The organism is Synechococcus sp. H60.3, assembly GCF_047462295.1.
In the GTDB taxonomy this organism is placed as follows: Bacteria; Cyanobacteriota; Cyanobacteriia; order Thermostichales; family Thermostichaceae; genus Thermostichus.
The window spans coordinates 7,213-28,605 of the sequence record NZ_JANSIY010000018.1; the positions used below are offsets into that span (position 1 = coordinate 7,213).

Below are 21,393 nucleotides of genomic sequence, written 5' to 3' on the forward strand. Positions count from 1 at the left end.
TAGCCGTGGTGGTGCCCATCTCCAGCAACCCCAACCGCGCCAAAGAGACGCTGCGGGGCGTGGCCCAGGCCCAAGAGGAGCTTTTCCAACAGGGGGGCCTTGAGGGGCGGCTGCTGCAAGTGGTGATTGCCGACGACGGTGATAACCCGGAGCGAGCGGCGGCAGTGGCCAAAGCGCTGGTGGGCCAGCCTGAGATTTTGGGGGTGATCGGCCACAACGCCAGCGATGCCACCCTGGCGGCGGCTGAGATCTATCAGTCTGCCGGCCTGGCCATGATCTCCTCCACCTCCACCAGCACCCGCATCAGCCTGCTGGGGAACGCCATCTTTCGCACCGTCCCCTCCGACCAGATTGCTGGCACGCAACTGGCCCGCTATGTCCTTAACAAGCTGCGCCTGCAGAGGGTGGCCATCTTCTACAACCCCAACAGCGCCTATAGCACCAGCCTGCGCGACGCCTTTGCCTCCACCCTGACCAGCGAAGGGGGGATTGTGCTGGCCACCTTTGACCTAACAGCCGCCGATTTCAACCCCCAGGCCAGCCTCCGGAGAGCACTGGAGCAGGGATCCCAGGCGGCTTTCTTGGCGCCCACGGCTTCCGTAGCCGAACAAGCGCTGGCCGTTGCCCGCCAGAACGCCCTCCTCGGCCAACCCCTTGCCCTGGTGGGGGGGGATGTGCTCTTCAGCCTCACCACCCTCAAGGAAGGGGGAGCAGCGGTGGAGGGCATGGTGGTGGCGGTGCCCTGGCATCCCGATCTTCTCCGCAGCCGCGGCTTTGCCCAGAAGGCAGCCCAGATGTGGGGAGGGCAGGTGAGTTGGCGCACCGCCCTGGCCTACGACGCCACCCGTGTTTTTCTCCAGGCTATTCGGCAGGGATCCCCCAGCCGCAGCGGCATTCTCACTGCCCTCGGCGACTCCAACTTCCGCTTGCCAGACGGCGCTTCCGGGGAGGTGCGCTTTTTGCCCTCCGGCGACCGCGATGCCCCCAACGTGCTGGTGCGCATTGAACGGGGCAACCGCTCCGGCACGGGCTATGATTTCGTGCCCATCCCCTAGGGATCCCGGCAAGCGCTACAGTAGGGGATGCTCTCAACTCTCTTCATCTCCTCAGCTCGGATGGATCCCATGCCCAGCCGGATCACCGCGTGTTTTCAGGCGCTGCGCAGCCGCGGCGAAGCCGCCCTCATCCCCTACCTCACCGCCGGGGATCCCGACCTGGAAACCACCTTTGAGGCTCTGCAGGTGCTGGATCACCACGGCGCTGATCTCATCGAGCTGGGGGTGCCCTACTCGGATCCCCTGGCCGATGGACCCGTGATCCAAGCAGCAGCTACCCGCGCCCTCAAGCGGGGTGTTACCTTGGGTGCCATCTTGCAGGGCTTGAGGTGCCTCTCGCTGCGGGCCCCTCTCATCCTCTTCACCTACTACAACCCCATCCACCAGCTCGGCCTCCCCACCTTTGTACAGCAACTGCGCCGGGCCGGCTGTGCTGGCTTAGTCGTCCCCGACCTGCCCCTGGAAGAGGCCGGATCCCTGCGGGAAGCAGCGCAGGCAGAGGGGATCGACCTGATCCTACTGGTGGCCCCTACCAGTCCCCCGGAGCGGATGCGCCGTATTGCCCAACAGTCGAGCGGCTTTATCTACTTGGTCAGCACCACCGGCGTCACCGGCGAACGGGCCACCCTGGAGCAGCGGATCCCGGCCTTGCTGCAGCAGTTGCGCCAATACACCTCTCTGCCGATTGGGGTGGGCTTTGGCATCTCCACCCCCGACCAAGCCCGCCAGATTGCTCTCTGGGGAGCCGATGCCGCTATCGTGGGCAGTGCCTTCGTGCAACGGCTGGCCAAAGCCCCCACTCCCGCCCAGGGGCTGCAACAAATCGCCCACTTCTGCCGGGATCTAAAAGCTGCTCTGCTCTGCAAGGAATAGGTACCCCCGAACATTGACTGCTTCAGTGTGTGGGCAAGAGGCTTGCCTTTATCTCAAAACAAGTAAAACGAATGTTTACATTTTGTTACTACCCTCGCCGACCGGTTTCCGGCCTGCTGAACCAACAGAGCCAGAGGATTGGCGGCCAAGCAGACACTCTGGTGCCTGTTTATTTGTAAATCTTCACAAAACACTCATCCCTCCCACGCTATAAAATTGACCTGGATGCTCGGCTGTCTGAAAGTCGCAGAGGTTCTTGACTTGTCTCAAAATCTGGGGCTTCGGTGGGGGTAGTTTTGAGCAACCCGCTCCACAGGATCCCCGGTTTTTGGGCAAGGAGGATCCCGCGAACAACAAAGTTTGGGATCCCGCTTTTGAGAGGTTCAGCCAGTCGCCCATCGCTTTTTGGAAAGACCAGAAGGAGATCCATCATGCAAGACGCCTTTACCCGGGTGATCGCTCAGGCAGATGCACGCGGTGCTTTTTTAAGTGATCAAGAGTTTGACCGTTTGGCGGCTTTGGTGGCAGAGGGCAACAAGCGCCTGGATGCGGTCAACCGCATGACCAGCAACGCCGCCCAAATCGTAACCAATGCGGCTCGTTCCCTGTTTGCCCAGGAGCCGGATCTGATCGCCCCTGGCGGCAATGCCTACACCAACCGTCGCATGGCTGCCTGCCTGCGCGACATGGAGATCATCTTGCGCTACATCACCTACGCCACCCTGGCGGGGGACAGCTCGGTGCTGGAAGATCGCTGCCTCAACGGCCTGCGGGAGACCTACATTGCGCTGGGGGTGCCCACCAGCTCCATGGCCAACGCCATTGCGGCCATGAAGAAGGAAGCCCTGGCCAAGATCATGGATCCGAACGGCATCACCCCTGGCGACTGCTCGGCGCTGCAAAGCGAGGTGGCCAGCTACTTCGACAAGGCGGCTGCCGCCATTGTTTAAGTTGAGGGTAAGTTGAGGGTTGAAGGCGGTCGTCTCTCTTTAAAGCTCCCTGAGATCGTCTAGATCCCTTTTTCCGATAGGCAGAAAGGCATCCCCCACTTAAAGGGGTGCCGGCTGCTCAACTAAGACTTTTGCTAACAGTCAACGCATTTAGGAGTTGCAAGGTGAAAACTGTCATTACCGAAGCGATTGCCGCTGCTGACAATCAAGGGCGTTTTCTCAATGCCAGCGAGCTGCAGGCCGTTAATGGTCGTTACCAGCGCGCTGCTGCCTCTCTAGAAGCGGCCCGTGTCCTGACCCAAAACCAACAAACGCTGGTGCGCGAAGCGGTGCAGGAAGTATTTAAGCGCTTCCCCTACCTGACCCAGCCGGGCGAGATGGGCCATGGCGATGTGTTTCAGGCCAAGTGTGCCCGCGACATTGGCTACTATCTGCGCTTTATCACCTACTCGCTGGTTGCAGGCGGCACGGGCCCCCTCGATGAATACTTGGTGGCTGGCCTGCGGGAGGTGAACCGCTCCTTTAACCTCTCCCCGAGCTGGTACATTGTGGCTCTGCAACACATGAAGAGCCGTGCACTGGGCATGCTGAAGGGCCAAGCAGCCAACGAGGCAGCCATTTACTTTGATTACGCCATCAACGCCCTTAGCTAAGGGATGCCAGAGTAGAGATCCCGTTTTTGGGGGAGCGATCTCTTTCTTCGTCTTTCAATTAAGTGCCCCTATAGAGCAGGCAGCAGCCCAAGTAAAGCTGAGCCGGTCGTTTCCAGGTTTTCGGCACCGCGGCTCTCCTCGAGCCGGCTAGGTTGCCTGCCTGCTTCCCAAGCGCTTGTGCCTGGGTACAGCTCCGCCTCTGGAGGTGTCTTTTGGGATCCCTCTGGTGGTGAGGGGGTTTTTGTGCCCAGGTGCTGCACAAAGTTGAACTCGACTCGGGGGAAAGCGATGTTTGGTCAAAGCACCAGCGGCCCTGAAACTTTGACGGAAGCCGGTAGCCGGGTTTACAAGGTTGAGTACACTGGCCTGCTTAACCCGCCCGATGCTCTGGCCACCTCTGCTAAGGTGCGTCGCAGCACCATGAGCACCACAGTTCCTTACAGCCGGCTGTCTGCCGAGATGCAGCGCATTCTGCGGATGGGCGGCAAAATTGTGCAGGTCACTGCTCTATCGGTGGCCCCTGCCCAGAGCAACGGCGCTGCTGAGTAAGGGATCCCCCTGCTCAACCGCAGTCATTGGCAAGGTGGCCTCGATTCCATGGACGGCTCTGCAAGGCTTCCCATGACATCCAACACAGCGGTGCTGCCCCAGCCGCTCACCTGGGAGCAGGCAATAGCGCGGCTGCAGGGGGATGATCCCCAAGATCGGTATTATGCCGCTTGGTACTTGGGCACGGTTCGGGATCCGCGGGGCGTGGAGCCGCTGCTGCTGGCGTTGCGAGATGAGCGGGATCGCACCGCTTTGGGGGGCTACCCGCTACGGCGCAATGCCGCCAAAGCCCTCGGGCAAATTGGCGACGTGCGGGCCGTGCCCGGCCTGATCGAGGCACTTGCCTGTACCGATCTGCACGTGCGGGAAGAGGCTGCCTACGCCCTGGCCCAGTTAGGGGACAGGCGAGCGGTGGATCCCTTGCTGGCCTTGCTGCAGTCGCGGGAGCAGGAGCAGCCCTGGGAAGCCTTCATCGAGGCGCTGGGCCAGCTCGGCGCCACCGAGGCCGAGGCGGCGATCCGGCCTTTTTTGAGCCACCCTTCGGAGCGGGTGCGTTCGGCAGCTGCCTGGGTGCTCTATCGCTTTACGCAAGCCGAGGAGCTGACCCAAGTTCTGGTGGCGCTGCTGGCCCACCCCAATTTCAGCCTGCGCCAAGCGGCCCTTTTCGATCTGGCAGAATCCGGCTGGGTGGCAGGAGCGTCGCTGTTGGCGACAGCCGATGTGGCCCTTAACCTGCGCATCAACGCTCTGAAGCGCCTGTTCGACGTGGCGCTACAGTTGGGGCGGGTGCCGCCGGATCGGGTGGCAGCGGCGATCATCCCGCAGCTGGACAGGCTGTTCTAGACGTGGAAGGGCTTTGGGCTCTCCCCCGTGTTGGCTCACTCGAATGTTTTGTTCTTTACCTTACCTTCGGCCTGTGGGTTGTCTATGTCCTCTTCCTCGGCTGCGCAAGTGCTTCCTACTGCTGTGGCTCAACTGGCTGCTGAACTGGAACAGGCCACCTCAGCGGAAGAGCTGTTGCGGGTGGTGAGAGCGCTGGGATCCTTGGGCCACGTGGAAGGGATCCCCCTGCTCATTCGCGCCTTTGGCTTCAACCGCCCTGCCGTGGGAGAAGCCGCCCTGGAAGAGGTGCTGCGCTTCGGGGAGGCAGCGGTACAGCCTTTGCTGGCCAACATCGATGGCTTCGACTATGGGGCACGTGCCTATTCGGTGCGGGCATTGGCCCGTATCGGCCACGGGGATGCCTACCCCTTTTTGGCGGAAGCCATTGTGGCGGACTTCGCCCCCAGCGTGCGGCGGGCGGCAACCCGTGGGCTGGGGCGGGTAGCTGCACGGAGGCCTCTCTCCGACCAAGAGCAAGCTTTGCAGCTGTTGCGTCAGTGCTTGGGCGACGCTGACTGGGGCGTCCGCTATGCTGCCGTCGGATCCCTGACGGACTTGGCTCGGCTGGGGGAAGCGTCCCTGCGCCCCGCAGCCGCAGCGGCTCTCCAGATGGCTTTGCAGGATGCGGATCCCTTGATTCCCCTCCGCGCTCGCCTCAGCCAGCAGGAGCTGGCTGCTGAGCGGTAGCCTCTTCTTCTTTAGTTGTTTTGTTTCTTGTAGGAGCACAGCCTATGTCTCTTCCCTTGCTTGCCGATCGCCCCACCACGCAAAACGTGCGGGTGAACCGCTACTTTGTACCCAGCGACGAAACCCCGCCCGTCTATCGCCCCGACGACCCGACGGGCATCGAGAATGTCATCCGCGCCGCCTACCGGCAGATCTTCAGCGAACACCTGATGCTGGAGAGCTACCGGCAAAAAGCTCTGGAGTCCCAGTTGCGCAACGGGGCGATCTCGGTGAAAGAGTTTATCCGTGGCCTGGGCAAATCGGAGGTGTACCGGGATCTGGTCATGGTTCCTAACGACAACTACCGCTTCGTCGAGGTCACCTTCCAGCGCTTCCTGGGCCGGCCCACCTACAGCCAGCAGGAGCGCATCAAATACTCCATCATCCTTGCCACCCGCGGGCTGGACGGCTTTATTGATGCTGTCATCGATAGTGAGGAGTACAACGCCGCCTTTGGGGACGATGTGGTGCCCTACCAGCGCCGTCGCCTCTCAGAGAAGCCGGCCAACCTGGTGACCCCCCGCTACGGAGCGCGGTGGCGGGATGTTTCCGGCGTGAAGCGCTCGACGCGGGAAGTGGTGCGCACCTATCGAATTACCCGTCCTCCCAAGCCGGGGGATCCGGAAAACTTCCTCAACATGGCCCGCATGCTCAATCCCAAGCCGGCAGCGCGGCAAAACATCAGTGTCTTCGATCTGAAGATCCCTGACATGACCACCAACCGCCGCTGAGGTTGGGCAGCCCACCCGCCGCATCTTCCTCCATTTGCCAAGCCAGTCAAGCCGATCATCCGACGCCGCCGGGGTGGATCGGCTTTTCGGCCTGGTTGGAGTAGGATTCGTTATAATTTGGGTGATGCTTCTTAACACTTGGGTTGCATGAAGAATCCAGTTGTACGGGCTTTTTTCGTCGGCAAGGCGGTGGCCGACGTGCTGCGAGAGCGCTTGGAGAGCACCTTCGCCGACATTGCTGGGGAAGTGGGCAAGGTGTGGGCGGAGCTCCAAGAGGGCTGGCAGACTTTTGCTCAGGATGTCATGGCCCGGGCTGAGGCGGAAGCATCGCTAGCTACCCAAGCAATAGTGCCGCCGCCCTTCAAGACAGAGGATCTGCAGGCAACCTTGGACGACCTACGGGCAGAGGTGGCGCAGTTGCGCTCCGAATTGCAGAAGTATCGGAGTCGAAACGCTTGAACGCCAGCACACTCCGATCCCGAACCTTTTTGGGATCCGAACCCGTCAAGCCCTATACCGCCTACCGTTGGGCCCGGGAAAACTACACCCGCTGGGGCCGCCTTCTGGATATTTGGCGATTTGTGCTCACCTGGCTGTTCTACCTCTGGCTGGATCAGCAGGCGTGGAGCTACGGGGGGCAGGCCACACCAGAGCGCAAGGCCAAACGCCGCCGCGCCAGAGCCATCTGGATCCGTGAGACGCTGCTCCACCTGGGCCCTACCTTTATTAAGGTGGGGCAGTTTTTCTCCACCCGCGCCGATCTCTTCCCCGCCGAGTATGTCGAGGAGCTGTCCAAGCTGCAGGATCGGGTGCCCGCCTTTGGCTACGAACAGGTGGCGGCCATCGTGCAGCAAGAGTTGGGCAAGCCGATTGAGCAGATCTACAGCTATTTCGATCCCACCCCTTTGGCTGCAGCCAGCTTGGGACAGGTACATCGCGCCAAGCTCAAGACTGGCGAAGAAGTCGTTGTCAAGGTGCAGCGTCCGGGCCTGACCCGCCTGTTCACGATTGATCTGGAGATCTGCCGCGGGATCGCCGAGTTTTTTCAGTACCGCACCCGGTGGGGCGGGCCGGGCCGAGACTGGATCGGCATCTACGAAGAGTGCCGCCGCACCCTCTGGGAGGAAGTGGACTACCTCAACGAGGGCCGCAACGCCGACACCTTTCGCCGCAACTTTCGGGATATGCCGCAAATTGCCGTCCCCAAAGTGTACTGGCGCTACACTTCCCCCCGCCTGCTGACGCTGGAATACCTGCCGGGGATCAAGATCAGCGACTACGAAGCCCTGAGTGCGGCGGGGCTGGATCGCAAGATTTTGGCCCGCTTGGGGGCAGAGGCCTATTTGCGGCAACTGCTCAAGGACGGCTTTTTTCACGCCGATCCCCACCCTGGCAACATTGCCGTCAAGCCGGATGGCACGCTGATCTTCTACGACTTCGGCATGATGGGGCGCATTCGCCCCGGCATCAAGGAAAAGCTGATGGCCATGCTGGCGGCTGTGGTGGCCAAAAATGCCGACCTGGTGGTGGCCTCGCTGGTGGAGCTGGGGGTGCTGGTGCCCACCGCCGATCTGGCGCCGGTGCGTCGCTCGGTGCAGTACATGCTGGATCACTTTATGGATAAACCCTTTTCCAGCAACCCAGGAGAAATCTCCGTGGCGGCCATCAGCGAAGACCTCTACGAGCTGGCCTACGATCAGCCGTTTCGCTTTCCCGCCACCTTTACCTTCGTGATGCGGGCCCTGACCACGTTGGAGGGGCTGGGAAAAGGGTTGGATCCGGAGTTCAATTTTCTGGAAGTGGCCAAGCCTTTCGCGGAGGAGCTGATGAACGGCAGCAGACCGGAGACGGAGACTCTGCTAGCCCAGGTCAGCCGCCAGGCGGCAGAGTTCACTAGTAGCAGCCTCAGCTTGCCCCGCCGTCTTGAATCGACCTTGCGCAAGTTGGAACAGGGGGAACTGCGCCTGCGGGTTCGCTCGAGCGAGGCAGAGCGCCTGATGCGCCGGCTGAACAACACCGGCCTGGGCACCATTTACGCAGTGTTGTTTGCAACCTTTTTTCTCAGCGCAACCCAGCTATTTTTGGCTGGGCATGCTACTTTAGCGATTGTCACCCTGGCTTTGGCCGTTCTCGCCGCCTTGGCGCTGGTCAGGGTACTCTTAAAGGCAAATGGATCAGAGCGACTGATGTGATGCGACGATACGCCTGCGCTACGGATCCAGGCAAGGTCCGCAGCAGCAATCAGGATGCCTACTACTGTGATCCAGAAGGACGTTACTTCATCGTTGCCGATGGCATGGGAGGGCACGCTGCCGGAGCAACAGCCAGCCTGTTGGCGGTTCAGGTCATTCGCGAGTGCCTTGAGCGGGGTTGGCAGACCGTGCCAGCGCCCAAGCTGCTCAGCGAAGCGATAGAAGCAGCCAACGAGGCCATTCTGAAAGACCAGCGGGAAAACCCAGAGCGGGCAGACATGGGCACCACCGTGGTGGTGGCTATGGTGGATCCCCACAACAACTGCTGGAGTGCTCACATTGGCGACTCCCGCCTCTACCGCCTGCGCGGATCCCAGATGCAGCAGATGACGGAGGATCACACCTTGGTGGCCCGCTCGGTTCGCCAAGGGGAGTTGACGCAAGAGCAAGCCCGCGTCCACCCCTGGCGACATATTCTCGAGCGCTGCCTGGGCCGGCCCGATGCGGGGCCGCCTGCCGTGCAGCCAATTACAGTTTGTCCGGGGGATCGCCTGCTGTTGTGTAGTGACGGGCTCACCGAAGAGCTGGATGACGAGGCTATCGCCGAGTATTGCCTGCAGGTAGAGGACTTGGAGCAGCTCCCCCGCAAGTTAATCGAGGCGGCCAAAGAGCGGGGCGGGCGAGACAACATCACGGTGGTGATCGCCGAATACGCTTAGTTGTGCCCTTCTAGAGGCAGTATTGCCGGTAGACCTCGCCAGCGGCGCGGTGCAGCAGCGAGTGGCGGTACACAAGGTGGGCAAGGTCTTTGCCATAGCCGCCGCCGATAACGCAGGCAACGGGGTAGCCTCGCTTTAAGCAGGTGTCCAGCACCTGCATGTCGCGGCGAAACAGCCCCTCGTCGCTGAGGGCCAGCTTGCCCAAGAGGTCTTCGCGGTGGGGATCCACCCCCGCGTCGTAGAGCACCAGATCCGGGCGCACCTGGGCCAAGAGATCCGGCAAGTGGTCGGCCAAGATTTGTAGATAGGCTTCGTCTTCCAGGCCCACCGGCAGGGGCACGTCCAGGTCGCTCTGTTGTTTGGTGGCCGGGAAATTGGCGGCGCAGTGCATGGAAAAGGTAAACACCCGCGGCTCGGAGCGGAAGATCCAGGCGGTGCCGTCGCCCTGGTGCACATCCAGGTCGACAATCAGAACCTTGTGCACCAGCCCCTGCTGCAGCAGGACTTGGGCGGCAATGGCCAAGTCGTTGAAAATACAGAAGCCGGCGCCGTAGGTGGGAAAGGCGTGGTGGGTGCCGCCGGCGGTGTTGCAAGCCAGGCCGTGGCGCAGGGCCAACTGGGCGGTCAGGACGGTGCCGCCCACGGCTCGACAGGTGCGCCGCACCAGCTCAGGGCTCCAGGGCAGACCGATGCGCCGCTGCAGCTTGGCCTCCAGGGATCCCTCACAGTAGGCCCGCACGTACTCTGGCGTGTGCACCGATTCGATCCAGGCCAGGGGAGGCAGCTCCGGCTGGTGCACTTGCTGAGGGCGGATCACCCCTTCCCGCAGCAGTAGCTCGTGCAGGAGGCGAAATTTTTGCATGGGAAAGCGGTGGCCCGGCGGCAGGGGGGCGCTGTAGTCGGGGTGGTAAACAACGGGCAAAGACATTCAAGGCAACCGGATCGACGAGGGTGAGCATGGCCTATTGGGGCCCCAGTGCTTATGGTAGAGGTAGCCTACTCTTGCCAGGGCCCTGCTCTCTTCTCTGTATCGTCGCCATCCCCTATGTTCACTTCCTCGGATCCCTTTTTGGATCGCCTCTTGGCCCAGCGCTATCGCCTCACCCATCTGCTGGGGCAAGGAGGCATGGGGCGGGTCTATTTGGCCCAAGATCTGCTCTTTGGTGGGGTGGAAGTGGCTATTAAGCTGCTCTCCCAGCCGGCGATGGACGAGCAGGCCCGCCTGCGCTTTGAGCGGGAAGCGAAAGCCTGCGCCGCTTTGGGCCAAAAGAGCCTGCACATTGTCAAGGTGAGCGACTACGGCATCACTACCGATGGGGTGCCCTTCTATGTGATGGAATACCTAAACGGCCAAACCCTCAAGGATATTCTGGCGGCGGGACCTCTGCCTCTGGAGCGCTTTTTTCGCCTGGCCCGCCAAATTGGCCTGGGGCTCAAAGCGGCCCACGAAGGGATCCTCTTGGAAGGGCAGCGGATCCAGGTCATCCACCGCGACCTCAAGCCGGCCAACGTGATCGTGGTGGCCGACGAGAGCTTGGGGGAGCTGGCGAAGCTGGTGGATTTCGGCATTGCCAAGTTGCTCAACACCCGGGAGTCGCTGAGCCTCACCCACGCCTACCTGGGGACGCTGGCCTACTCCTCCCCAGAGCAATTGGAAGGGTTGCCGCTGGATGCCCGCTCCGACATCTACAGCTTCGGGATCATCCTCTACCAGATGGTGTCGGGCCAGATGCCCCTCCAGCCCACCACGGAATCTTTCCCGGGCTGGTACCAGGCCCACCACAAGCAGCGCCCCCTGCCTCTGGAAGAGCTGGGACTGCCCGCTGGCCTCTCCGACCTCATCCTCAGTTGTTTGGCCAAAGATCCGGCTGCCCGTCCGCCCACGGTGGCCAATGTGTTGGCAGAGCTGGAGCGCATCCAAGCCGGGATCCGAGGTTCCGCCCCTGTTGCCTTTCCATCGCCAGGGATCCGTGGCGCCTCGCTTCGGGATCCTGCTCCTTTAGCCACAGCCGGCACGCTGCGTCTCAGGCCCGTGACAGGGGCCACTGCGGCGGAAAACAGGGGATCCCTGCTCCTCTTCCTGATGGGCGGGCTGCTGGGCTGGGCCCTCGTGAGTTGGCAGTTGGGACGGTTTCTGCAGCGCCCTGCGGCTCCGGTGATCTCCGGCTCTCGCCCCTCGCCAGCTCCCACGGAGTTAGAGGATGAGCGCCCAGGAGCGGATGCGCAGCCCGATACGGCCCCTGAACCTCTTGCTCTGGAGCGGGTCAACGGCGGTGCTGCCCAGGACGCCGGCAAGAGGGAGCGGGATCCGGCGCCGGAGCTGGAGCCCTACAGCGGCAGCGGGCCGGTGTTGCGCGCCTTCCCTCTCCAGACTTCCCGCGAGGTGGTGCGGGCCGCCCTGGGATCCCCCAGCCAGCAGGGGCGGGGCGCCTGGCCCAACACCGTGTACGACCTGTACCGCTTGGGCGGCATGAACTTGAGCCTCACCTACGACGAATCCAGCCTGGCGCTGCAACAAATCGAGGCCACCATCGCCGACGACGTGCCCGCTCCGCAGGCGGAAGGGCTGCTGGAAGACATGCTGCAGGCCCCCTTGCCCCCCCAGTTGCAGCGAGAACTGCAGGCGGTGCGGGAAAACCGTTCTGAGCGCGTCCAGTTCCGTGTCGGCCCTTGGTCTGGCCTTGTCGAGCGCACCCCCCAGGGCCACCTCTACCTGGCCGTTTGGGATCCCCCGCCCAGCCCTTCACCTTCCCCGCCCACCGTCCCCGTTGCCCAGCCCCGTCCGGCCCCCGCCGGCCCTCCTCCCGGCCAGACCCTGCAGGAGCTGCTGCGCCGCTCACGGGAATTGCGGGGAGATTGAGCCATGTCTGCTTCCGAAGACAAGAATCCTGTGCTGGGCACCGTCGCCCGCTTCTTCAAGACCCTGGCGAGACCCTTTCCGGTCGGGCCTACGCTTTTCCTCAAGCCCGCCGAGCCTCCTCCCCCCAAGCGCCCGGTGCGCCTGCGGATCACCTGCCCAGGAGAGCCCCCCCAAGTGGTCACCCTGCAGGGATCCGACATTCTGGGTCGCAGCCAGACGGTGGCCACCATCCGCATCCGCGCTCCTGCGGTGAGCCATCTGCACGCCCGCATCCGTCCGCGTCCGGGCTGGCGTCTGCCCGGCCTGGGGTGGCGGATCCCGTTGCCCCCAATTCTCTACTGGCTGGGGTGGAACGCCGGTCGCTACCAACTGGAAGATCAAGACTCCACCAACGGCGTCTTTCGCCTCAAGCCCTTTGGCGGCGCCGAGCGGGTGCGGCGAGTGATCCTGCGCCATGGCCAGCGACTCAGCCTTGGCCCGCCCCGGGATCCGGAGAGCGTGTTCATTCAGGTGTTGGATCCACCGCCGCCGCAGGTGTACGGGGTGCGCGGCTGCCTGATCCTGATGGCGCTCTTGGGGCTGGGGGTGAGAATTTGGATCGGCCATGAGTGGAGCAAGTTCTCAGTAGAACCGCCGCTCGCCGCCGATCGCAACCCCCTCATCGTCCTGGCCGGGGATCGGCAAACCGAACTGCGCCGCCACCAGGGGGATATCTATCGGGAGCTGCCCAACCTGGAGGCCTTCGGCCCGATTCTGCCCAAAGTGGTGGTGGCCGCCGAAGATCACCGCTTCTACTCCCACTTCGGGGTCGATCTGCTGGGCATTGCCCGCGCCTTTTGGGTCAACCTGCGCTCCGGAGAGGTGCAGCAGGGGGGCAGCTCCATCAGCCAACAACTGGCCCGCACCGTGTTGCGCGACTACACCGGCTCAGGCAACACCTTTGGCCGCAAGCTGCGGGAGGCTGTTGCCGCCCTCAAGCTGGAGCGGCGCTACAGCAAAGACGAAATCCTCACCCTCTACCTCAACAACGTCTACTTGGGCAACGGCATCTACGGCTTTGAGACCGCCGCCCAGTTCTACTTCGGGATCCCCAGCCGCCAGCTCAGCCTTTCCGAAGCCGCCACCCTGGCCGCCATCCTGCCTGCTCCCAATGCCTTCAACCCCATCGCCAACTACGATGCTGCCGTGCGGGGCCGGGATCGGGTGTTGGATCGCCTCAGCGAGCTCCAAGTCTTCCCAGAAGAGGAGATTCGGCGGGCCCGGCGCAGCCGCCTCACCCTCAACCCCAATCTGCGCTCCCAGACCTCGACGGTTGCCCCTTACTTCTACAGCACCGTCTTCCAGGAGCTGCGGCAGCTTCTGGGCCAAGACCTCTCGGCAGAGGGCAACTTCATCATCGAGACCACACTGCATTTGCCCTACCAGCGGCTGGCGGAGCAGGCCCTGGCCCAAACGGTGCGCGAGGCGGGCTCCCGCCTGGGCTTCAGTCAGGGTGCCTTGGTCAGCCTCGACAGCCGCAACGGTGAAATCCTGGCCTTAGTAGGTGGGATCGACTACAACGCCAGCCCCTTCAACCGGGCTACCCAAGCCCAACGGCAGCCGGGATCCACCTTCAAAGTCTTCACCTACGCCGCCGCCCTCAGCCAGGGGATCCCGCTTTCGCAGGTGCTCTCCTGTGAGCCGCTTACTTGGGGCAACCTCACCTTTCAGGGCTGCCGCTCGGGAAGTGCCCCCATGGACTTGGCCCGCGGCTTGATCCTCTCCGAAAACGTAATCGCCCTGCGGCTGGCCCAACAGGTGGGGCTGGAGCAGGTGGTGGCCATGGCGCGGCAAATGGGGATCCAATCCCCCTTGCAGCCCTATCCTTCCCTGGTACTCGGCACGATGGAGGTGAACCTGCTGGAGCTGACCGCGGCCTTTGCTCCTTTGGCCAATCGCGGCCTTTGGTCCAGGCCCCACACCATCCGCCGCATCTTGGATAGCAGTGATTGCGCCAACCCCGACGACTTTCGCACCTGCCGCGAGATCTACCCAGGCCGCGAGGATCCCCGCTCGCAGCGGCTGGTTTTGTCGGCAAGCGTCGCCCAGCAGATGACCGCCGTATTGCAAGGCGTGATCCGCTCCGGCACCGGCACTGCCGCTCGCCTTGGGATCGGAGAAGCGGGCAAAACCGGCACCACCACCGCCAACAAGGATCTGCTCTTTATCGGCTACACACCCAACCCGCCTCTGGTAACCGGCATTTGGCTGGGCAACGACGACGCCGGCCCCACCCGCGGCAGCAGCAGCATTGCCGCCCAAACTTGGAGAAACTACATGAGCCAAGTCATCACGGAATAAAAACCTTGGGATCCCTGGCTTTGCCTGTTGGAGCGAAGCTGTATGACTGTCCCTCTGATTCAAAACCCTGATGTTCTAGAAAGCCGACTCAAGGAGATTCCCACCGAACCTGGTGTCTATTTGATGCGAGATGCCACCGACCAGATTCTCTATGTGGGCAAATCGAAGAAGTTGCGATCTCGCGTGCGATCCTATTTTCGCTTTACCGGCGACTTGCCTCCTCGCATTCAGCGCATGGTGGTTCAGGTTTGCGAGATCGAGTTTATCGTAACCGATAACGAAAGCGAAGCCCTAGCCCTGGAAGACAATCTCATTAAAACCTATCAGCCGCCCTATAATGTTCTCCTCAAGGAGGAAAAAAAATACCCCTACTTGTGCATTACGTGGTCAGAGCCTTACCCTCAGATTTACATTACCCGCCACCGCCGTCTCAACCAAAATCAAGATAAGTACTACGGGCCCTATACCGATGTGGGCCTGCTGCGCTACACCCTCGGCCTGGTGAAGCGCATTTTTCCCTTGCGCCAGCGTCCCAAGCCCCTTTACAAAGATCGCCCCTGTTTGAACTACGACATCGGGCGTTGCCCTGGTGTCTGCCAAGGCTTGATCAGCCCGGAGGAGTATCGCAAGACCGTTGCTCAAGTGGCGATGATCTTCCAGGGGCAGACGGACGAGCTTATCCGGGAGTTGAAGGAGAAAATGGCCCAGGCAGCCGAGCAAGAAAATTATGAGGCGGCGGCGCGGTACCGGGATCAAATTCGTGGCCTAGAACAACTGGGCGAATCCCAGAAGGTGTCTTTGCCCAACTCTACCGTCAGCCGCGATGCCCTGGCCTTAGCTATGGATGACTCGCGAGCTTGCATCCAGTTGTTTCAGGTGCGGGCGGGCAAGTTGGTGGGGCGGCTGGGGTTTATTGCTGAAAACCGTGGCGACGACCCAGCCCTGATTTTGCAGCGAGTTTTGCAAGAGCATTACCAGTACTGCGACCCGGTGGAAATTCCCTCGGAAATCTTGACCCAGTACGAGCTGCCGGATCGCGATTTTCTTGAGTCTTGGCTAAGCCAAAAAAAGGGGCGCAAGGTCAGTCTCCTTGCCCCCCAGCGGCAGAGCAAAGCGGAGCTAATTGAACTGGTAGAGCGGAACGCCCGGCTGGAGCTAGCCCGCAGCCAGCGCTTGGCAAACCGGGAGGCAGAAGCGCTGGAACGCTTGGCAGAAGTTTTGGATTTGCCGGCAGCCCCCCGCCGCTTGGAAGCCTACGACATTTCCCACCTCCAGGGATCCGATGCGGTGGGCAGCCAGGTGGTGTTTATCGACGGCTTGCCAGCCAAGCAGCACTACCGCCGCTACCGGATCCGCAACCCCGAGGTGCGGCCCGGCCACTCCGACGATTTTGCCAGCCATGCCGAGGTGGCGCGGCGTCGCTTCAGCAAAATGACCCCTGAGGATCAGCCGGACTTGGTGCTCATTGACGGCGGTAAGGGGCAATTGGCGGCAGTCATGGCTGTCTTGGCAGAGCTGGGCCTGGAGCACCTGCCAGTCATTGCCCTGGCCAAGCGGGAGGAAGAGATCTTTCGGCCCGGGGATCCGCTGCCGCTGCGGCTGCCGCCCCAGGATCCGGCCCGCCTGCTGTTGCAGCGCCTCCGCGATGAGGCCCACCGCTTTGCCCTGGCCTACCATCGCCAGCAGCGGCAGCTACGCCAACAGGCTTCTGTCCTGGAGGAGATCCCTGGCCTGGGCAAGCAGCGCCAAAAGCTGCTAATGGAGGCGTTTCGCTCCCTTGCCCGCATTCAAATGGCCACAGAAGAGCAGTTGGCCCAGGTGCCAGGTATTGGCCCCAAGCTGGCCCGCCAGATTTACCGCTACTTCCATCCAGACGCCGAAACAGAGTCGCCAGCAACGGCAGAAGGGGGGTGAAGGGCCAAACTTAACGATTCAAGCTGGCCTATCATCGTGGAGTCTGCCATTTGCTGGGCAACCGTTCTCGGCCAAGGGGATCCAAGTGAAGGTAGCGCTGTTGCAACTCAACTACACCGTTGGCGATCTCAGCGGCAATGCTGAACGCATCCGCGCGGCGGTCGAGGCAGTGGCGGCGGCAGGAGCGGAGCTGGCCATTACGTCTGAGCTGGCCCTGTTGGGGTACCCACCCCGGGATCTGCTGCTCTATCCAGCTCTCATCGAGAGGGCGGGCCAAGTTTTGCAGCAGTTGGCCGCCCGGCTGCAGGAGAGCATTCCGGTGGTGGTGGGATCCGTGCAGCCCAACCCTCTGCCGGAGGGGCGGCCCCTCTACAATGCGGCAGCCTGGCTGGAAAGGGGGCAGATCCGCCACTGGTTCCAGAAGTCGCTCCTGCCCACCTACGATGTCTTCGACGAGGATCGCTACTTCGAGCCGGGATCCCCGCCCCCGCCCATTGAGTACCGGGGCCGCCGACTGGGCTTTACCATCTGTGAGGACATCTGGAACGACCGCGACTTCTGGCAGCACTGCCGCTACCACCGCGATCCAGTAGAAGAGATGGCCCGCTGCGGCGCCGATTTGCTGATTAACCTTTCCGCCTCCCCTTTTAGCTTGGGCAAGCAAAAATTGCGGGTGGAGATGCTGGGATCCCTAGCCCGCAAGCACGCCCTGCCCATCCTCTACGTCAACCAGGTGGGAGGCAACGACGACCTCATCTTTGACGGGGCCAGTTGCGCCCTAGATGGCCGAGGCCGGCTGGCGGCCCAAGCTGCTGCTTTTGCGCCGGATCGGCTCATCGTGGATGTGGAGGCGCTGCTCCATCCCCGTGATGAGGAACCCAGCCCGCCGGGATCCCGCTGGCCAACAGAGCCGGAAGCGGAGCTGTACGAAGCCTTGGTTTTGGGCACCCGCGACTACGTCAGCAAATGTGGCTTTCGCGAGGTGTTGCTGGGCCTGTCGGGAGGGATCGACTCGGCTGTTACTGCCGTCATTGCCGCCGACGCCCTAGGGCCAGAGCGGGTGCTGGGAGTGCTCATGCCCTCTCCTTACTCCAGTCCCGGCAGCCTGACGGATGCTTACCAACTGGCGCAAAACCTGGGGATCCCGACCCTGAAGCTCCCCATTCACGCGATTATGGAAAGCTACCAACATCTCCTGGCCGAGCCTTTTGCCGGCCTCCCCCCCGACATTACCGAAGAGAACCTGCAGTCCCGCATCCGCGGCACCCTGCTCATGGCCCTCTCCAACAAGTTTGGCCGGCTGCTTTTGACCACGGGCAACAAGTCGGAGCTGGCAGTGGGCTACTGCACCATCTACGGGGATATGTCCGGTGGCTTGGCGGTGATCTCCGATGTGCCCAAAACCTGGGTCTACCGCCTGGCCCGCTGGATCAACCGGCAGCAGGAGCGGATCCCCCTTCCCATCCTCAGCAAGCCCCCCTCGGCAGAGCTGCGGCCTGGCCAGCGAGATAGCGACAGCCTACCCCCCTATGACGTGCTGGACGCCATCCTGCAGCGGCACGTTGAACAGCACCAATCCGCTGCCGAGCTGGTGGCCCAAGGGTTTGATCCCGATACCGTACACCAGGTGCTGCGGCTGGTGCAAAATGCCGAGTTCAAGCGCCACCAGGCTCCTCCAGGACTGCGGGTCACTGACCGGGCCTTTGGCACTGGCTGGCGCATGCCCATTGCCAAACGCCAGGAAGGGATCTGTTTTTGATTTTGCCTTCACCCCCGGCCCCTCTCCCTCAGGGAGAGGGGGGTTGCCGCAAGCCAAGTTTCTAGATCAGCCCCAGCCAGGAGGCGACGCCTTGGCCGGTCACCGCTTCGATGACAATGGCCAGGACAAAGCCAATCATGGCTGCGCGACCGTTGAGACGCTCGGCATATTCGTTAAAGCCAAACTTGGGCTCAGACAGGTTGGGGTTGGACATAAGAACCTCCGCTGTGTGCTTTGGAGCAAAAAGAGTGGAATCTGTAAAGAATGAAAACAAGAATGCCACCCTATCAGTATAGTTTGCATTTCTTTACGAATGCAAGAAAGAAGCTGCCGATGACCAGTGTTCCGGTTGAGGACAAGAGCCAGGTTCCTAGGTGCGGCGTTTCATCTCTCCTCCCTAGCCCAGAACGGCAGGGATCCCTGTTACAAAAGTTCGGAAATCGCAGCCTTCCCACCGACTAGGGTAATCTGAAGTGCAGGTCAACGGAGAAAACCCCTATGGCGATTCAGCGTGGTGCCAAAGTCCGTGTGTTGCGGAAAGAATCCTACTGGTATCGGGATGTGGGAACGGTGGCAGCGGTGGATACCAGCGGCATCCTCTACCCGGTGATCGTCCGCTTTGACAAGGTTAACTACTACAACATCAACACCAACAACTTCCGCGAGGACGAGCTGGAGGTGGTGGAAGAGCCCAAGCCCAAAGCCAAAGCTACCTCTGCCAAGTAAACCAAGCTTTCGGCCTTCCTGTCCTGTGCCCGAGCTGCCCGAGGTTGAAACCGTCAGGCGGGATCTGCAGCGCCTTACTCTAGGTCTGCGCATCCTGGCGGTGGAGGTGCTTCTCCCTCGCACCGTGGCCTACCCTGGCAAAGAGGAGTTTGAGCAGGGGCTGGCTGGTACCTGTTTGACCCAGTGGCAGCGGCGAGGCAAGTATCTCTTGGGATCCCTGGACTCCGGAGCGGTTCTGGGTGTGCATCTGCGCATGACCGGGCAACTGCTCTGGGTTCAGGGATCCGCACCTTTGCCGGTTCATACTCGCGTCCGGCTGCGCCTGGAGCAGGGGTGGGAGCTGCGCTTTGTTGATCTGCGCACCTTTGGCCAGATGTGGCTGGTGCCCGCCGGGGTGGAGCCGGAGACGGTGATCCCCGCCCTGCAGAGCTTGGGGCCGGAGCCGCTGTCGCCGGCCTTTTCAGAAATCTATTTCCAAGCTGCTTTGCAGAAGAGCCGCCGCCCCATCAAAACTGCCCTGCTGGATCAGGGCCTGGTGGCGGGGGTGGGCAACATTTACGCTGATGAGGCCCTGTTTTTGAGCGGTATTCACCCTTTGACGCCCGCCTCGCAGCTTTCCGACGCTGCCAAAAGCCGCCTGCGGCAAGCTTTGATCGAGGTGTTGCGGGTTGGGCTGGAGCAGCGGGGCACCACCCTGCGCGATTACCGGGATCTGCGTGGGCTCAACGGCAACTATCAAGGTCAAGCCTGGGTGTACGGTCGGGAAGGGGATCCCTGCCGCCTCTGTGGCACCCCCATTCAGCGGCTTAAACTGGCGGGCCGCTCAGCCCACTTTTGCCCCCGCTGCCAGCCGCCCCCAGGCCAGGTGGCAACTGGATGGCGGATCCCCCGCGAACAGCTATAGTTCTGGGTTGATCTCCAGCTCCCCTCTCCCAGAGGGAGAGAGGCCGACGGTGAGGGAGGGATCCCGGTGAAAAAGGTGGTAGGGCCTCGGTCTTGGGGCGTCTTCGGCGGGATAGCTTTGTGGGGGATAGGGATCCCGGCACTTCCTGTTTTTGCTCAACTGGAGCTGGATGCCCAACTGGGCCGATCCCAAGTTGTTGCCCCCAGCAAAGATTGCCCCGCCTGCGACCTGACGGGAGCGGAGCTGCCAGGCGTGGATTTGCGGGGGGCCAACCTCAAAGAAGCCATCCTCAAGCAGGCCAATCTGCAAGCTGCCGACCTCTCCCAGGCAATCCTCAACTTGGCCGATTTGCGCGGCGCCAACCTGAGCAGCACGGATCAGGGCGGGGCCTTTCTGTGGGAAGCGGATCTCAGGCAAGCCAACCTGCAGCAGGCCAATCTCACAGGGGCTAACCTCCAGGTGGCCAACCTCAGCGAAGCCGATTTGCGCGGGGCTGTTCTTGCCGGCGCCGACCTGACAGGAGCCAACCTACGCCAGGCCGATCTGCGCGGGGCCGACCTGCGGGGAGCTTTTCTGGAGGGAGCGGATCTAACTGGCGCCTTGTACAACGCCCAGACCCAACTGGATCCCACCTTTAGCCCCAGCGCCCACGGCATGGTCTTTGTGAAAAACTAGCCCCCCTCTCCCTTGGGGAGAGGGGCCGGGGGTGAGGGCTAGCTCCCTCTTTTGGGCAGATTAAGCTTAGCCCCCTTCCTGGCCGGGATCCCCTGCCATGAGTTCCCCTGTGCGAGTTCTGATTGCCGACGACCATCCCCTATTTCGGCTGGGGCTAAAGTTTGCCCTGCAAGCACAAGGATTTGAGGTGGTGGCCGAAGCGGAGACGGGATCCCAGGCCGTTGAGTACTGCCGCCACAACCCTCCCGACGTGGCCATTTTGGATGTGCGCATGCCGGATGGAGACGGGATCCTGGCCTGCCAGCAGATTGTTGAGCTGGGCCTGTCGGTGGTGGTGGTGATGATGACCACCTTTCAGGAGCCGGCCCTGATCGAGGCGGCGCGACGAGCGGGGGCCAAAGGCTACCTCTCCAAAGAAACTGACCCGGCGGAGCTGGCCCGCGTCATTCGGCAAATTCTGGCCACTCCCGATCAAGACTGGCTGCCCACCCCCCAAGCGTTGCCCAAGCTCACCCCCCGCGAGCTGTGCGTGTTGCAACTGATGAAGGAGGGCCTGGCCAACAAGCAGATTGCCCGCCGCCTGGGCCTCAGCATCGAAACCGTGAAAGAATACGCCAGCGCCGCCTACCGCAAGCTGGACGCCACCGACCGCGTCACCGCCCTGCTCAAGGCGCAACAACTGGGAATTCTCTAAGTACAAAGCCCCTATCCTCCTCCCCTCTCCCTCAGGGAGAGGGGCCGGGGGTGGTCGCGTGAGCGGCGCGGAGCGCTTGGGCAGTCCGGCGTTTCCCCCCAGAGGTGGGGATGCCTGCAATCCGGATCCCTTGCATACTGTTGCTATCTTGGTAGCCTTTACCCGCGTACGGCTATGTCTGCTCCTTCCCC

The 21,393-nt window shown here is 62.1% G+C and carries 21 protein-coding genes; 19 read left to right on the top strand and 2 right to left on the bottom strand.

The genetic code is table 11. The features are described from left to right. From NW841_RS03435 to NW841_RS03485, 11 genes are all read left to right on the top strand, one after another. Window positions 1-1,055: ABC transporter substrate-binding protein (locus NW841_RS03435; protein ID WP_414385367.1), on the top strand; the 1,055-nt coding region annotated here is incomplete at its 5' end. 69 nt (window positions 1,056-1,124) lie between these two features. Next, a complete protein-coding gene (gene trpA / locus NW841_RS03440; protein ID WP_414385369.1) occupies window positions 1,125-1,928 on the top strand; it encodes a tryptophan synthase subunit alpha in 804 nt (267 codons plus the stop codon). Window positions 1,929-2,359: 431 nt separating this feature from the next. Continuing rightward, the gene (locus NW841_RS03445) at window positions 2,360-2,878 is read left to right on the top strand and encodes a phycocyanin subunit beta (RefSeq protein WP_414364537.1); all 519 of its coding nucleotides are present in this window, start codon (window positions 2,360-2,362) and stop codon (window positions 2,876-2,878) included. 164 nt (window positions 2,879-3,042) lie between these two features. Then, the gene (locus NW841_RS03450; RefSeq protein WP_011429135.1) at window positions 3,043-3,531 is read left to right on the top strand and encodes a phycocyanin subunit alpha; all 489 of its coding nucleotides are present in this window, start codon (window positions 3,043-3,045) and stop codon (window positions 3,529-3,531) included. 288 nt (window positions 3,532-3,819) lie between these two features. Then, window positions 3,820-4,080 (top strand): phycobilisome linker polypeptide, encoded by a 261-nt coding sequence (locus NW841_RS03455; protein ID WP_414364538.1) that lies wholly within the window; start codon window positions 3,820-3,822, stop codon window positions 4,078-4,080. Between the two features lie 72 nt (window positions 4,081-4,152). Beyond that, window positions 4,153-4,923 (top strand): HEAT repeat domain-containing protein, encoded by a 771-nt coding sequence (locus NW841_RS03460; protein WP_414377234.1) that lies wholly within the window; start codon window positions 4,153-4,155, stop codon window positions 4,921-4,923. An 84-nt stretch (window positions 4,924-5,007) separates the two neighbouring features. After that, the gene (locus NW841_RS03465) at window positions 5,008-5,649 is read left to right on the top strand and encodes a HEAT repeat domain-containing protein (RefSeq protein WP_414385373.1); all 642 of its coding nucleotides are present in this window, start codon (window positions 5,008-5,010) and stop codon (window positions 5,647-5,649) included. Between the two features lie 44 nt (window positions 5,650-5,693). Next, the gene (locus NW841_RS03470) at window positions 5,694-6,419 is read left to right on the top strand and encodes a phycobilisome rod-core linker polypeptide (RefSeq protein WP_414364544.1); all 726 of its coding nucleotides are present in this window, start codon (window positions 5,694-5,696) and stop codon (window positions 6,417-6,419) included. 147 nt (window positions 6,420-6,566) lie between these two features. Beyond that, complete coding sequence (locus NW841_RS03475; RefSeq protein WP_414364546.1) at window positions 6,567-6,878, top strand: DUF6825 family protein; 312 nt, start codon at window positions 6,567-6,569, stop codon at window positions 6,876-6,878. Window positions 6,879-6,907: 29 nt separating this feature from the next. Continuing rightward, entirely contained in the window at window positions 6,908-8,611 is a 1,704-nt protein-coding gene (locus tag NW841_RS03480) for an ABC1 kinase family protein (RefSeq protein WP_414385375.1), read from the top strand. After that, window positions 8,611-9,330, top strand: coding sequence for a Stp1/IreP family PP2C-type Ser/Thr phosphatase (locus tag NW841_RS03485; protein ID WP_414364551.1), 720 nt, complete (start codon window positions 8,611-8,613; stop codon window positions 9,328-9,330). Before NW841_RS03480 ends, NW841_RS03485 begins: the two co-directional genes overlap by 1 nt. 10 nt (window positions 9,331-9,340) lie before the next feature. Here NW841_RS03485 and NW841_RS03490 read toward each other — a convergent pair whose 3' ends face one another. Further along, window positions 9,341-10,258 (bottom strand): histone deacetylase, encoded by a 918-nt coding sequence (locus tag NW841_RS03490; RefSeq protein ID WP_414370258.1) that lies wholly within the window; start codon window positions 10,256-10,258, stop codon window positions 9,341-9,343. Between the two features lie 117 nt (window positions 10,259-10,375). On the opposite strand from NW841_RS03490, the gene NW841_RS03495 reads away from it, so the two are divergent. The 4 genes from NW841_RS03495 (at window position 10,376) to NW841_RS03510 (ending at window position 18,203) form a co-directional block, all read left to right on the top strand. Further along, complete coding sequence (locus NW841_RS03495) at window positions 10,376-12,190, top strand: protein kinase domain-containing protein (RefSeq protein ID WP_414385376.1); 1,815 nt, start codon at window positions 10,376-10,378, stop codon at window positions 12,188-12,190. Between the two features lie 3 nt (window positions 12,191-12,193). Further along, window positions 12,194-14,530 carry a transglycosylase domain-containing protein gene (locus tag NW841_RS03500; protein WP_414385378.1) on the top strand — a complete coding sequence of 779 codons (2,337 nt, stop codon included), beginning with the start codon at window positions 12,194-12,196 and terminating at the stop codon, window positions 14,528-14,530. A gap of 42 nt (window positions 14,531-14,572) precedes the next feature. Further along, window positions 14,573-16,444, top strand: a complete 1,872-nt coding sequence (uvrC, locus tag NW841_RS03505; RefSeq protein ID WP_414385381.1) for an excinuclease ABC subunit UvrC — start codon at window positions 14,573-14,575, stop codon at window positions 16,442-16,444. Window positions 16,445-16,529: 85 nt separating this feature from the next. Next, window positions 16,530-18,203, top strand: a complete 1,674-nt coding sequence (locus NW841_RS03510) for an NAD+ synthase (RefSeq protein ID WP_414385383.1) — start codon at window positions 16,530-16,532, stop codon at window positions 18,201-18,203. A 61-nt stretch (window positions 18,204-18,264) separates the two neighbouring features. Here NW841_RS03510 and NW841_RS03515 read toward each other — a convergent pair whose 3' ends face one another. Then, window positions 18,265-18,417, bottom strand: coding sequence for a chlorophyll a/b-binding protein (locus tag NW841_RS03515; RefSeq protein WP_011429120.1), 153 nt, complete (start codon window positions 18,415-18,417; stop codon window positions 18,265-18,267). A 284-nt stretch (window positions 18,418-18,701) separates the two neighbouring features. On the opposite strand from NW841_RS03515, the gene NW841_RS03520 reads away from it, so the two are divergent. The 4 genes from NW841_RS03520 (at window position 18,702) to NW841_RS03535 (ending at window position 21,202) form a co-directional block, all read left to right on the top strand. Next, window positions 18,702-18,929, top strand: coding sequence for a photosystem I reaction center subunit IV (locus NW841_RS03520; RefSeq protein WP_414362355.1), 228 nt, complete (start codon window positions 18,702-18,704; stop codon window positions 18,927-18,929). 25 nt (window positions 18,930-18,954) lie between these two features. Further along, complete coding sequence (locus NW841_RS03525; protein ID WP_414385386.1) at window positions 18,955-19,833, top strand: DNA-formamidopyrimidine glycosylase; 879 nt, start codon at window positions 18,955-18,957, stop codon at window positions 19,831-19,833. A gap of 75 nt (window positions 19,834-19,908) precedes the next feature. After that, entirely contained in the window at window positions 19,909-20,508 is a 600-nt protein-coding gene (locus NW841_RS03530) for a pentapeptide repeat-containing protein (protein WP_414385389.1), read from the top strand. A 97-nt stretch (window positions 20,509-20,605) separates the two neighbouring features. Then, on the top strand, window positions 20,606-21,202 hold the full coding sequence (locus tag NW841_RS03535) for a response regulator (RefSeq protein WP_414385391.1): 597 nt from the start codon (window positions 20,606-20,608) through the stop codon (window positions 21,200-21,202). The last annotated feature ends 191 nt before the right edge of the window (window positions 21,203-21,393 follow it).

Excerpts from the sequence above, each read along its gene's own strand:
- trpA (WP_414385369.1), top strand. The coding sequence starts at position 1,125 with ATGCCCAGCCGGATCACCGCGTGTTTTCAGGCGCTGCGCAGCCGCGGC.
- NW841_RS03445 (WP_414364537.1), top strand. The coding sequence starts at position 2,360 with ATGCAAGACGCCTTTACCCGGGTGATCGCTCAGGCAGATGCACGCGGT.
- NW841_RS03455 (WP_414364538.1), top strand. The coding sequence starts at position 3,820 with ATGTTTGGTCAAAGCACCAGCGGCCCTGAAACTTTGACGGAAGCCGGT.
- NW841_RS03460 (WP_414377234.1), top strand. The coding sequence starts at position 4,153 with ATGACATCCAACACAGCGGTGCTGCCCCAGCCGCTCACCTGGGAGCAG.
- NW841_RS03465 (WP_414385373.1), top strand. The coding sequence starts at position 5,008 with ATGTCCTCTTCCTCGGCTGCGCAAGTGCTTCCTACTGCTGTGGCTCAA.
- NW841_RS03470 (WP_414364544.1), top strand. The coding sequence starts at position 5,694 with ATGTCTCTTCCCTTGCTTGCCGATCGCCCCACCACGCAAAACGTGCGG.
- NW841_RS03475 (WP_414364546.1), top strand. The coding sequence starts at position 6,567 with ATGAAGAATCCAGTTGTACGGGCTTTTTTCGTCGGCAAGGCGGTGGCC.
- NW841_RS03485 (WP_414364551.1), top strand. The coding sequence starts at position 8,611 with ATGCGACGATACGCCTGCGCTACGGATCCAGGCAAGGTCCGCAGCAGC.
- NW841_RS03490 (WP_414370258.1), bottom strand. The coding sequence starts at position 10,258 with ATGTCTTTGCCCGTTGTTTACCACCCCGACTACAGCGCCCCCCTGCCG.
- NW841_RS03495 (WP_414385376.1), top strand. The coding sequence starts at position 10,376 with ATGTTCACTTCCTCGGATCCCTTTTTGGATCGCCTCTTGGCCCAGCGC.
- NW841_RS03500 (WP_414385378.1), top strand. The coding sequence starts at position 12,194 with ATGTCTGCTTCCGAAGACAAGAATCCTGTGCTGGGCACCGTCGCCCGC.
- uvrC (WP_414385381.1), top strand. The coding sequence starts at position 14,573 with ATGACTGTCCCTCTGATTCAAAACCCTGATGTTCTAGAAAGCCGACTC.
- NW841_RS03515 (WP_011429120.1), bottom strand. The coding sequence starts at position 18,417 with ATGTCCAACCCCAACCTGTCTGAGCCCAAGTTTGGCTTTAACGAATAT.
- NW841_RS03520 (WP_414362355.1), top strand. The coding sequence starts at position 18,702 with ATGGCGATTCAGCGTGGTGCCAAAGTCCGTGTGTTGCGGAAAGAATCC.
- NW841_RS03535 (WP_414385391.1), top strand. The coding sequence starts at position 20,606 with ATGAGTTCCCCTGTGCGAGTTCTGATTGCCGACGACCATCCCCTATTT.